The organism is Paenarthrobacter aromaticivorans (assembly GCF_019038615.1).
Taxonomy (GTDB): Bacteria; Actinomycetota; Actinomycetes; order Actinomycetales; family Micrococcaceae; genus Arthrobacter; species Arthrobacter aromaticivorans.
Genome location: NZ_JAHOPC010000004.1, coordinates 259,761 through 272,161, shown reverse-complemented (window position 1 = coordinate 272,161; position 12,401 = coordinate 259,761). Strand labels below are relative to the sequence as shown.

At 64.7% G+C, this 12,401-nt stretch carries 7 protein-coding genes; 2 read left to right on the top strand and 5 right to left on the bottom strand.

Annotated elements, in window-relative coordinates:
- Positions 1 to 180 precede the first annotated feature (180 nt).
- Positions 181 to 2,922, bottom strand: coding sequence for an FG-GAP-like repeat-containing protein (locus tag KSW38_RS09760; protein WP_216924637.1), 2,742 nt, complete (start codon positions 2,920 to 2,922; stop codon positions 181 to 183).
- A gap of 271 nt (positions 2,923 to 3,193) precedes the next feature.
- Between KSW38_RS09760 and KSW38_RS09755 the strand changes: the two genes are divergently transcribed.
- A complete protein-coding gene (locus KSW38_RS09755; RefSeq protein ID WP_216924635.1) occupies positions 3,194 to 3,430 on the top strand; it encodes a hypothetical protein in 237 nt (78 codons plus the stop codon).
- A gap of 26 nt (positions 3,431 to 3,456) precedes the next feature.
- Here the strand turns inward: KSW38_RS09755 and KSW38_RS09750 are convergent, their stop codons facing one another.
- Both KSW38_RS09750 and KSW38_RS09745 read right to left on the bottom strand, forming a co-directional pair.
- Positions 3,457 to 3,744, bottom strand: coding sequence for a MoaD/ThiS family protein (locus tag KSW38_RS09750; RefSeq protein ID WP_216924633.1), 288 nt, complete (start codon positions 3,742 to 3,744; stop codon positions 3,457 to 3,459).
- Positions 3,745 to 3,751: 7 nt separating this feature from the next.
- Positions 3,752 to 4,906: a WD40/YVTN/BNR-like repeat-containing protein gene (locus tag KSW38_RS09745; protein WP_216924632.1), complete on the bottom strand. Its 1,155-nt coding sequence runs from the start codon at positions 4,904 to 4,906 to the stop codon at positions 3,752 to 3,754.
- Positions 4,907 to 5,064: 158 nt separating this feature from the next.
- Between KSW38_RS09745 and metH the strand changes: the two genes are divergently transcribed.
- Positions 5,065 to 8,730 (top strand): methionine synthase, encoded by a 3,666-nt coding sequence (gene metH / locus KSW38_RS09740; protein WP_216924631.1) that lies wholly within the window; start codon positions 5,065 to 5,067, stop codon positions 8,728 to 8,730.
- Here metH and KSW38_RS09735 read toward each other — a convergent pair.
- Together KSW38_RS09735 and KSW38_RS09730 are read right to left on the bottom strand one after the other, a co-directional pair.
- A complete protein-coding gene (locus KSW38_RS09735; RefSeq protein ID WP_216924623.1) occupies positions 8,720 to 11,686 on the bottom strand; it encodes an ATP-binding cassette domain-containing protein in 2,967 nt (988 codons plus the stop codon). The genes metH and KSW38_RS09735 overlap by 11 nt on opposite strands.
- The gene (locus tag KSW38_RS09730; RefSeq protein WP_216924621.1) at positions 11,683 to 12,255 is read right to left on the bottom strand and encodes a hypothetical protein; all 573 of its coding nucleotides are present in this window, start codon (positions 12,253 to 12,255) and stop codon (positions 11,683 to 11,685) included. Before KSW38_RS09730 ends, KSW38_RS09735 begins: the two co-directional genes overlap by 4 nt.
- Positions 12,256 to 12,401 lie beyond the last annotated feature (146 nt).

The window sequence follows — 12,401 nt, the reverse complement described above, 5'->3', positions numbered from 1 at the left end:
GTGAAGTGACTCCGCTTCGAAGCACGCAACGGGACAACAAAATCCATAACGGACCTTTCCCCGCCCCGCACGTCAGGCCACGAGCGACACACAAACTGTCACACAGCAGCCTGACACACAGGGGTTTCCCGGCGATTTCGCACGTTTCCGGCGACCTCGTGGCACCAAGGCCAGCCGGACCTATCGCGGATTCAGCGCCACCGGCATGAACTTCCCAGCACCCGTTCCGGAGTACATCAGCAACGTGCCGTCCCCGGCAACTCCCACCACGGAGGGGTCGCCAGTACCGGTAAATCCGTTACCGAGGGCAGCGATGCTGGAGAACATGTTCCACCCTGAGCCGAGGTAGGAGCGGGAAAGGAAGCCGCCAGCCCCGTTCCCCGGGTAGAGCCAGAGTCCGCCATCACCTGTACGGCCAACCAGGTCTTCCCTTCCGTCGCCGTTGAAGTCACCGGCCTGCAGGACCAGGTTGAACATGTCCCACCCGGTGCCGATCTGTTTGCGGGCCAGGAAGCCCCCGGAGCCGTTGCCGGGATAGACCCACAGCACGCCATCGGAGCCCTGCGCAACGATGTCCGGCTTTCCGTCGCCCGTGAAATCGCCCGGGGCCAGCAATTGCTCGAAACCTTGCCATCCGGTGCCGATCTGTTTACGTGCAAGGAACTGTCCCGTGCCGTCCGTCGGGTAAAGCCACAGTGTCCCATCGGAAGCCCGGGCCACAAGATCAGGGTGCGAATCGCCGTCGAAATCTCCCGCGCTGAGCACCGACGTGAACTGGCCCCAGCCCCACCCGACTTGAACACGCGGAACGAAGCTGCCCGATCCGTTGCCCGGGTAAAGCCAGAGCGCGCCGTCGGTCCCGCGCGCCAGGATGTCGGCGGCAGCGTCGCCGTCGAAATCGCCTGCTTCCCACACCTGACGGAACTGGTTCCATCCGGTCCCGATCGCAAGCCGATCCGCGAAGCCAATGCCGTCCCCTGGATAGAGGGTCATGCCCCCGCCCGCTGCTGCGGTCAGGACGTCCACCCGCTTGTCACCTGTGAAGTCCCGGCCGCCAACAATGTCACCTACCCCGTTCCAACCAGTTCCGACGGCGGCACGCGGCAGGAAGCCGCCCCTGCCATCCCCGGGGTAGACGAAGAGCGTGCCGTCGCCGGCCCGGGCGAGCAGACCCGGAGCACCGCCCCCGAACGAACCTGACGCTGCGAGGCTGTTGAAGGAATCCCAGCCTTGGCCGATCTGCGTTTGGGCTAGGAAACCACCTGTGCCATTGCCGGGATACAACCACAGGCGGCCATCCGCACCGGCGGCGATCAGGTCGCTCCGGCCATCCGCATTGAAGTCCCCGGCCGCGACCAACTGCGTGAAGCCCTGCCAACCAAAACCGATCTGGCTCCGGGTCAGGAATCCACCCTTGCCGTTGCCAGGATAAAGCCACAATGCGCCGTCGCTGGTTCGGGCCAGGACATCCGCGAAGCCGTCGCCGTTGAAGTCCGACGTTCCCAAAACGGCATTGAAGATGCTCCAGCCCGAGCCGATCTGCACCGGATCGTCCAGCCGGTTTCCTGGGAGGCCGCTGAAGAGCAGCAGCGAACCGTCAGCTTCCCGGGAGATGACGTCGGCCAGTTTGTCGCCGTCGAAGTCGCCCGCGGAGAAACGCATGCGTGCCTTGAGTTTGGGATCGGCGTTGATGGTGACAGTCGCCGAGGTTGTGGAGACGGAGTTGATGGTGACCTGGGTGCCGGTGTAGGTGGTGAAGGTGCTGCCGGCTTGCCAGGCGTGGTTCTTGGCGTAGTACTGCTCCGGGAACGGGATGGTGGACGGCATGAGAATCAGCGATGACGCGATCGTGGCGCCACCGCGTTGGACGATCTTGACGCCCCTGTTGCCGGCGGGCCTGCCCTCATCCCCGAGATAGCTGTCGTACCCCACCGGCTGCCTGAGTTCCAGGTAGTAGACCTCTTTGCTGACCGGGTCCGTGAACTTAATGGCTCTCTGCGCGTCGGTGCCTCCCCAAGGCTTCAACGTGTAGCTTTTGACGCCTGTAGCCACCCCGACATCGCGGATTTCATCGCCGCGGCCCAGCCCTGCGTAGTCCCAGAAGCTGGAGCTCACCACCGGCTGGGCGTACTGCGCAGCGCCCATGAGGTCCGTGGTGTCTCCGTATTCACGGATGTAGCAGGAGCTGTCCGTGAACCGCCCGGTGCTGTCCACGCCGACGTCGGACGCGCCGCTGTAGCACTGCAACGCATCGGCGTGCATCAGTCCGATCACGTGCCCGAATTCATGGCTCATGACGTTGTTGGAGAAGTTGCTGATTTGCGGCATCAGCACCCGCCCGCTGTAGCTGCCACTGCTGTAGCCGACGCCCAGCGCATTTCCGGAAAGTGTGGACGTCGGAATAAAGATCACCAGCGCCGTGTAGGGGCTTGCCGTCCATTTCAACTCGCTCGTGATGGTGGACATGATGGTGCTGTAGCTGTCTGTCGACTTGGCTTTGGATTGGAACCCGGAGACCTTGCTGTCCACAGTCATGGACAGCTTGTTGTCCGTCATGGCTTTCCAGTAGCTGCTGGTGGCCGCTACCGTCTGCTCGGCCGCTGACATGGAGACCGGATTGGTGTTGTCGGCAAGCTTGGCCGTGACGAGTCGAACCCGGATATCGCCATTGGGGCCGGTTGCTGCTGCGCCCTCGCCGAGAAGGGATTCGACGTCGGTGATCTCGCCACTGCTGGATGGCGCCTGTCCGGGTGGCGCCTCAAAGACGTGCTCCGAATGCGGCGTCCCCTCGAAGAACCGTACGTTCGGATTATCGGGTGTGGGTTCCGGCACCGCCGAGGCAGGGGCCTGGACGAAAAACAGGCCTGTGGCGAAAACCACCAAGCCTGTGGACACCGCGATTGCACGTCGCAAAAAGCCCATTAAATCTCCCGGGGACGGAGTCTGTGGTTCCTGTGAGTCTCAAGAACCGAGATCAGGTTACCGTCGCGCCCGCGCGGGTCCGCGGAAGCAGCCACAAAGCGAAGGCGAGTCCTACCACCGATGTGCGAATCGGCGTCGGGCGATAGCGGAAACGCAAGCATCCCGGAATGCTAACCGGACCCTAACCACGCCGAAATACTTTGGCAACAATGCCCCGCCACACTGGAATAGCCGGCAAGTGCAGGCACCAGCTCCAGTTCAGGAGGACACCATGCTGAAGGAAGTCACCACTCACACAACACGTATACGCGCGATCAGCCAGCTCCACCGCGGAGACGAGATCGAGGCCCGCATGTCCGTTGGTCCCGCCTACGATGACGTGGTCATCCGCCGCGGACGGGTCCAGGAAACAGCGCCTGGAATCGGCGTCGTCTGGATCATGGACCACGTCTCCGGTATGAGGAAAGCCATCAATACCGACGAATGCAGTGTTTGGCGCGTCGCCTGAACCCAGGCTTGACCCCAAATACCCGCTTAGCCGCCGGCCACGGACTGGATAATCAAGACCTCCTGGCCGGCCGCAACCTCCGTATCAAGACCCTTCAGACGCCGGACCTCATCGCCGTTCACGTAAATATTCACGAAACGGCGGAGCGCACCGGTTTCATCCCGCAAACGCCTGGCCAGCACCGGATATTCTCCGGTTACCGAGTCCAGCAACTGTCCAACGGTCACAGCCCCGTCGGCGGACGCAGTCAGATAGGACTGTCCGCCGACGAGCGGCTGCAGGACACCTGGCAACACGACCGTAAAGTCAGCCACAACGGGCCTAACCAGGCACCGGAGCGCTGGCTGATGCTTCCCGCGCCCGGCCGCTGCGGTTTCCAACCACGACGGCGGCACGCACGCACAGTACGTCCGGCAAGTGCGAGGCCACTTCAGTAAAGGTCTCGCCCTCGTCGGCGCTGGCATAGACAGCTCCACCGCGCGTTCCGAAGTACACGCCAGTCGGTTCGGCAGTGTCCACGGATGCGGCGTCGCGAAGCACAGCGTTGTATTCGTGGTCCGGCAGACCGGTGTGGAGCTCTCTCCACGTTCCGCCGGCATCCTCCGTGCGGTGCACGCTGAGCTTGCCGTCCGGCGGGATGCGTTCGCCGTCGGCCTTCAGCGGGATGACCCAGGCGGTGCCCTCGCGCCGGGGGTGGGTCAGCATCACGAAGCCAAAGTCCGCGGGCAGCCCCTCCGCGATGGAGTTCCAGTTCTCGCCGTTATCGTCCGTGCGATATACGCCATGGTGGTTCTGTGCGTACAAACGGCCCTCGACGGCAGCATCGGCAGCAATCTTGTGGACGCACTGGCCAAACTCGGGATTGGGATCAGGCATGAAGTAGGCCGAGATTCCCTTGTTACGGGGCTCCCAGGAGGTACCGCCGTCGAGCGATCTGTAAACGCCGCCCGTGCTCATGGCGACATGGACGTTCTCACCGGAAGGATCCACCACGATCGAGTGGGCTGCCGCGCCGCCATAGCCAGCACCCCACTCACTGCGATGGGGGTGGTCCCAGAGTCCGCGGTTCAGCTCAAAGTGCTCGCCGCCGTCGGTGGATTTCCACACTGAAATCGGCTCGCACCCGGCCCAAACCACGCCAGGACGGGACTCGGCGTCGGGGTAGATCTGCCAGATGCGTTCCAAGGCGGCGTCGGTGCCGTCCGGAAATTTGATGGCGCCTTGCTCGGGTTCGGTCCAGGTGGCGCCGAGGTCATCTGAGTGGGCCACGGTGGGTCCCCAGTGCTCCGAACGCACCCCCACCATGATCCTGGTCTTGCCGTCCCGGGTGTCTATCCCGATGCTCGGGATCTCACTCATCAGGAAATGCGGGCCGGAGAGGGACCATTGTTTTCGGTCCGGGCTGCTTGCGAGCCACAAACCCTTCTTGGTCCCGATCCCTAGGACATAACTTTCTTCGGTAGCCATGAACCCCATCGAACCATTGTGGTCAGGGGAGGGCAATGAATTTTTGAGGCTATGTGGAAAACCCCTTTCGGATCAGAGGACCGGCCCGCCGCGAAAGACAACCACCCGCCGTCGTAGTACACGGACATACGAAGTACTGTGTCGGACCTCACCCGTACCCTGTTTATATGCCTCGTTTTGCCCTTGACATCGATTCCGTCTCCCGCCCTGTCCGCTCCCAATCGCTCTTGGATGCGGTCAACCAGCGCGTGGTCATTGCCGATGGCGCCATGGGCACCATGTTGCAGGGCCGGGAACTCTCCCTGGACACGGATTTCCAGGGACTGGAAGGCTGCAATGAGATCCTCAACGACACGCGCCCTGATGTCATCGGGGACATCCATGACGCGTACTTCGCGGTGGGAATCGACGCAGTAGAGACCAACACGTTCGGCGCGAACTGGTCCAACCTCTCCGACTACGGCATCGACGACCGCATTGAGGAGCTCGCCCGCAAGGGTGCGCAGATTGCCCGCGAGCGCGCGGAGGCTGCAGAAGCGAAAGACGGACGGATGCGGTGGGTTCTGGGTTCCATGGGCCCGGGCACCAAACTCCCCAGCCTCGGGCACACCAGCTACGACTCCCTCAAGCAGACCTTCGCACTGCAGGCCGAGGGCCTCATCGCCGGCGGAGCGGATGCGTTCCTCATCGAAACCAGCCAGGACCTCCTTCAGGCAAAGGCTGCGGTGAACGGTTGCAAGCAGGCGATCGTTGCCAGCGGTGTCCGGCTCCCCATCTTCGTCGAGGTGACGGTCGAGACCACCGGAACCATGTTGATGGGTTCCGAAATCGGCGCTGCGCTCACCGCTCTTGAGCCGCTCGGCGTCGATGCCATCGGTCTGAACTGCGCCACCGGGCCGGATGAGATGAGCGAGCACCTCCGGCACCTGTCCAAGCAGTCCTCGGTCGCTATCGCCTGCATGCCCAACGCCGGGCTGCCGATCCTCGGCGCGAACGGCGCGCACTATCCGCTCTCCCCCACGGAACTCGCCACCGCGCACGAGCAGTTTGTGCGTGAATTCGGCTTGGGCCTGGTGGGCGGCTGTTGCGGTACGACGCCGGAGCACATGGCCGCCGTCGTCGAACGTCTTGAGCCCTTCCGCACCAACGGCAACACGCTCGACGCCGGGACCGTCGCCAACGGCGCGAAAAGCGCCGGCGGCCGGGTTCCCACTGAACGCGAGGCCGGCGTCGCATCCCTCTACCATCACGTGCCGTTCGACCAGGAGTCCGCGTATCTCGCCATTGGTGAGCGCACCAACGCCAACGGTTCCAAGGCGTTCCGCCAGGCAATGCTGGAAGAGCGCTGGGACGACTGCGTGGATATTGCCCGCGAGCAGGTCCGCGTCGGCGCACACCTGCTCGACGTTTGCATCGACTATGTGGGCCGCGACGGCGTGGCGGACATCAAGGAAATCGTTTCGCGCTTCGCGTCGGCCTCCACCCTCCCGCTCGTCATCGACTCCACCGAACCGCCCGTCCTGAAGGCCGGGCTGGAACTCATCGGTGGTCGTCCGGTGGTCAACTCCGTCAATTACGAGGACGGGGATGGCCCGGACAGCCGCTTTGCTCGGATCATGCCGCTGGTGAAGGAACATGGCACCGCCGTGATTGCGTTGACCATCGACGAGCAGGGCCAGGCGCGCACCACCGAAGGTAAGGTGGCCATCGCTTCCCGCCTCGTCGACGCCCTGGTGGGCGATTGGGGGATGCGCGTAGAGGACATCATTGTGGACGCCCTGACCTTCCCCATCGCCACCGGTCAGGAGGAAACCCGCCGGGACGGCATCGAAACCATCGAGGCAATCCGCCAGATCACCACGAAGTACCCGGGCATCCAGACCACCCTTGGCGTGTCCAACGTGTCCTTCGGCCTGAACCCGGCTGCGCGCATGGTGCTGAACTCGGTGTTCCTGCACGAGGCAGTGCAGGCGGGCTTGACCAGCGGAATCATCGACGCCGCAAAGATCGTGCCGCTGGCATCGCTGCCGGATGATCAGCGCAAGGTGGCCCTGGACCTCGTGTGGGACCGCCGCGAGTACGACGCCGACGGCAACGTCACCTATGACCCCTTGGCCATCATGCTGGACCTCTTCGCCGGCGTCGACACCGCTGCGCTCAAGGACCAGCGCGCCGCGGAACTCGCTGCACTGCCCACCGGCGAACGCCTGCAGCGGCGCATCATCGACGGTGAAGGCAAGGGACTCGAAGAGGACCTCGACCTCGCACGCAGTGAAGGCATGACCCCGCTCGGCATCATCAACGACCAACTGCTGGAGGGCATGAAGGTTGTTGGTGAGCGCTTCGGCGCCGGCGAGATGCAGCTTCCGTTCGTGCTGCAATCCGCTGAGGTGATGAAGAACGCGGTCGCACTGCTCGAGCCGCACATGGAGAAGTCGGATTCTTCCGGCAAGGGCACCATGGTGATCGCCACCGTTCGCGGCGACGTACACGATATTGGCAAGAATCTCGTGGACATCATCCTCACCAACAACGGCTACAAAGTGGTCAACATCGGCATCAAGCAGGGAATCGCCGAGATCATGGCCGCAGCGGAGGAGCACGACGCCGACGTGATCGGCATGTCCGGCCTGCTGGTGAAGTCCACTGTGGTGATGAAGGAAAACCTTGCCGAGCTCCAGTCCCGAGGCCTGGCGAAGAAGTGGCCCATCATCTTGGGTGGCGCAGCCCTGACCCGCGCCTACGTGGAGCAGGACCTCGCGGAGCAGTTTGAGGGAACCGTCAGGTACGCCAAGGACGCCTTCGAAGGCCTCGCTCTCATGGAGCCGTTGGTGCAGGTGGCCCGCGGCGCTGACCCTGACGCGGTCGGCCTCCCGCCGCTGAAGAAGCGGATCCACAAGAGTGGCCCCAAGTTCACCGTGACTGAACCTGAGGCAATGCCCGGCCGGTCCGACGTCACCGCCGAAAACCCCGTCCCCGCACCACCGTTCTGGGGCACGCGAATTGTGCGCGGCGTCGCATTGCACGACTACGCTGCTTTGCTCGATGAGCGCGCAACGTTCATGGGCCAGTGGGGACTCAAGCCCGGGCGGGGCGACGACGGCGCCTCCTACGACGAACTGGTGGAACTTGAAGGCCGGCCCCGCCTGCGGTACTGGCTGGACCGTATCCTCGCCGAGGGAATGCTCGATGCATCGGTCGCCTACGGCTATTTCCCCGTTGTGTCCGAGGGCGAACAGGTGGTGGTGCTGCACCACGGAGAGGATCACGACGGCGTCCTCGGCATCCCCGGCCTGCTCGCCCCCGATGGTGGCTCAGACGGACCAATCGGCACCGAGCGCCTGCGCTTCGACTTCCCGCGCCAGCGGCGGGACCGGCACTTGTGCCTCGCCGACTTCGTGCGGTCCCGGGAATCGGGCCAGATCGACGTCCTGCCGGTGCAACTGGTAACCGCCGGTGCGAAAATCGAGGAATTCACGTCCAAGATGTTCGCAGCCAACCAATACCGCGACTATTACGAGCTCAATGGCCTGGTCATGCAGCTCACCGAGGCACTGGCTGAATTCTGGCACGCGCGGATCCGTTCCGAACTGGGTTTCGCCGCCGAAGAGCCGAAGGACAAAGCCGGTTACTTCAAGCTCGACTACCGCGGTGCCCGCTTCTCCCTGGGATATCCGGCCTGCCCGGACATGGAAGACCGCCGCAAGGTCACGGAGCTGCTGAAACCCGAACGGATGGGCGTCATCCTTAGCGATGAGCTGATGCTGCACCCGGAGCAGTCAACGGATGCTTTCGTGTTCCACCACCCGGAGGCCAAGTACTTCAAGGTGTGAGTTGGTGCGGGTCCTTGGCTTTGGGGTGACGGGCATACTTTGTGCCCGTCTTCCTGGATCCAGGGTCCTCGGCCCGGGTGGTTTGAACGCCCGGGCTGGAGACCGGCTTCGCCCGCCGGAAGGCGGCGAGGATAGCCCGTCCCACGGCAGAGATTCCGATGATGGTAGTGATGGCACGCAGGGTGTCCCACCCCGCCGTCGAGGTCAAAAGGGAGTAGAGCAGGAAGCTGCTGAGGTTGGTGGCCAGTGGGGCGCCGGGCGTGTAGGAAATGCCGGTTCCGGCACCCACAGCGAACGGCCAGAACCACAAATTGGTGAGCAGGCCGAAAACGTAGGACGCCACGACGCCATACCCGCAAAGCATCCATAGTTCAGCACGTCCGCGAACCCGGCGGGGCAACAGGCCCGCCCCCGCCCCCACCCAGGCGCAGGCGAAGATCTGGAACGGCGACCACGGGCCGATACCGCTCCAGAGGGCGCTGGAGACTGCGATCGTAGTCGCGCCAAGGAGCATTCCGAATCTGGCACCGAAGGCGCGGCCGGCCAGGATCAGCAGGATGAACACTGCTTCAACTCCCCCGACGCCGGTGCTGGCCACACGAACTGCCGAACCGACGGCGGCCAGGACGCCCAGCAGGGCCACGGTGTGAGCGGAACGGACGGAACCGTCGAGGGAAACCACGACGGCGACGACCGCCAGCGGCGCGATGGCCAACGCCGCGTAGGGAACAGCGGCCGCGGCATCCTCGGGTAGGGCCGCAGCGAGCAATGGCCAGCAGAACGCGCCCAGGGCCAAAACGTTGGCAGCCGCGAGAATTGCGGCCTCCAAGGCCCGTGGCAAGCGGAGGTGGTGGGCCCGCTTTGCGGTCGGACCAATTGTCGGCCCGGTCTCTTTTGCCCCGTCGATGAACCGCGGGGCCGCAACCTGCCGGATTTCTCCGGGCTGCTCTGCTGCCCTGGCTGTGGAGCTCGCGGGGACGGCGTCGCCGTTGGATAGGAGTACGGCTTCGGCTTGGGCGGCAGGCGCCACGCCGTCGTCCATCTGCACGATCCGGGCCCCCAGACCGTGCGCGAAATCGAGGTCATGCGTGGCGATCAGGACTGCTGCGCCAGCGTCCGCCAATGCGAGCAAGGCGGCCGTGATTCCTGCGCGGGCCTCCGGATCGAGCCCGCGGGTGGGCTCATCAATAAGGAGGACTTGGGGATCGTCCGAGGTCTGGAGGGCGATGGCGAGGATACGGCGCTCTCCGGCCGACAGGTCCCGCGGATGCTCGTTTCCAATCGGAATCCGAACGTCACCACGCAATCGGGCCAGGCGTGCTGCTGCCGGCTGTGAGGCGGTCCTGTCCGAGCCATTCCCGTCTGATTTACGCCGGGCCCGCGCTTCGCGCCGATCTGCTGCCCGGAGCTCAGCAGCCACCGTGTCCCTCGTGAAAAGGTCGTCAGAGGCGTCCGGAACCAAAGCGACGCGGCCGCCGTCCACCGTGCCGCTGGTTCCTCCTCCGAGCGCGAGGGCCACCAGCAGCGAGGACTTGCCGGCCCCGTTAGGGCCGACCAGGGCAACCACTTCACCAAGGTGCAGGGTAAGGGAGGCGTCGCGGACGAGCGCCTTGCCGTCGCGGTGCACCGCGAGCTTAGTCGCGGTCAGTACGGGTGCGTCTTCCGGTGACCCCGATGTCGGTGACTGTCCCAATCCCGCTGACACGGCCGACGTCGGGCGGATCCCACCCCGGCGCGAAGGTGCTGGCGAAACGCCCGATACCAGGCCGCCGTCGTGAATACTCCACCATGAGTCGGCGACGGGGAGCAGCGGCTCCGCCCGATGCTCGGCCACAATGATGCAAATGCCCGATCTACGGGCGAGGGCGTCGAGTACGGCGATAACGCGGGCCCGGGCCGTGGTGTCGAGGTCAGCAAGCGGCTCGTCAACCAAAAGTAGGGCCGGGTGCTCCACCACGGCGGCGGCGATCGCCACGAGCATCGCCTCGCCAGCCGAGAGGGAGTTCAGGTTCCGGTCCAGGAGCGCCGACACGCCAATCCACTCCGCGACCTCCACGGTGCGGGCCCTGGCGACGCCGGGCCCAACGCCGCGCAGTTCAAGCGAAAGTGAGATTTCGTCCTTGACGCGGGTGCTCGCGAACGCGGCGCGCGGGTTTTGCAGGACGACGCCGACGACGCCCGCAGTATCGCGAGGCGGTGCTCCCGCACGGTCCACTCCGGCTACACGAACCGTGCCGGTGACTTCTCCGCCGTCGACATGTGAAAGGAGGCCCGCTACACCCCGCAGGATGGTGGACTTGCCTGAGCCGGTGGGGCCGGTAACAACCGTTATTGTCCCGGGGTCTGGCTTGAAGTTTTCCACCTGCAGCCGCGTATCGCCAATGCGGAATTGGGCGTCCCGGATCTCAAGGGGCAACCCCGGATCGCGGCCGGGTTGGTGCGCCGTCCTGCTTCCGAAGCCACGCAATTCCAAGGCCGCCGCAACCCGGCTGGCGTGCTCAAGGGTTCGCTCGAGCACGGGCACTAGGGCGCGGGGCCCGAAGCGCTCGCCCCGCAGCCGGAAGGCCAAGCGGACGGAGGCGACGGCGTCGGCGAGCGCGGGGAGCGCCGCCCAAGCCACCACGAGTGTGCGGGCTATGCCTTGGAATGGACCGCCGCGGGCCAGCCGTATGAAGCCCCTTGCCACGTCAACGAAAGCGTTGAGTACGCCAAAAGCCAGGATCAAGCCGGCAATCGGAAGCGCGGACAGGACCGCCTCCCACAGGCCCGGCGCCGTTACCGGACCTAGGAAGACCACATGGGCGTACGGGGCGGGCAGCCGCACAGACGGCAGGTTGAGCAGAACCGGCCCAACGGTGCCCGCACCGTTGAAAAGAACGCGGTAAATGACCCGCGCCGCGACGAACACGACGGCGAGAGCCGCCCCTGCGCGTAGCGGCGCGGATCGGAAGGTCATGCCGTGGGTGCGGCCGGTGCGCCGTCGACGGTGAACAGCAGCTCCAGGCTCTCGCCGGGCTTCACCTGCTGGGTGGCGAGGCCTTCCTGGGCGTAGGCCCAGTCGCCGGTGGCCGGCTTGACCCAAATGGACCAGTAGGCGAAGGCTGCAGGCATCTTGCCGCACTCTTCGCGGTACGTGCCGCCCTTGTGGGTGATGTCGACGTCGGCAGCGGGCACTCCGTTGACACGGCAGACCAGCTCGGTGGGGTACTGGGTGGTTCCCTCGGTCTTCACCTTTGCTTCGTCCAGCACCTTGGCGGCGGTGGTCGGGGCGTCCAGGGACACGCATACGGATGTGTCAGCGGCGGAGGGCTTCAGGGCGCCGGAATCGACGATGACCTTTACGCCCGTGCAGGGTCCGGAAGCGGCGCTGGATGAAGGCGCTGCGGAGGAAGAGGGGGCGGACGAAGCGGGGGCGGAGGTACTTGACTGGGGGGCCGCTGGCGCGGAACAGGCAGCCAGGGCAAACAGGAGACCAGCGGCGGCGAGGGAACTTGCGGCGGCGGTGCGGATCTTGGAAAAAGTCACGCTCCAAGGGTAGGACGTCGCTTGGCTGGATTCGGATGTGGCGGGTTGTGTGACGTTCGGTGGCGATGCTTGCCGTTGGTCGCCCAACAAAATCTCTGAAAAATTGTTGACAATTGACAGTGAGCGATTTAGATTCATAGTGAATC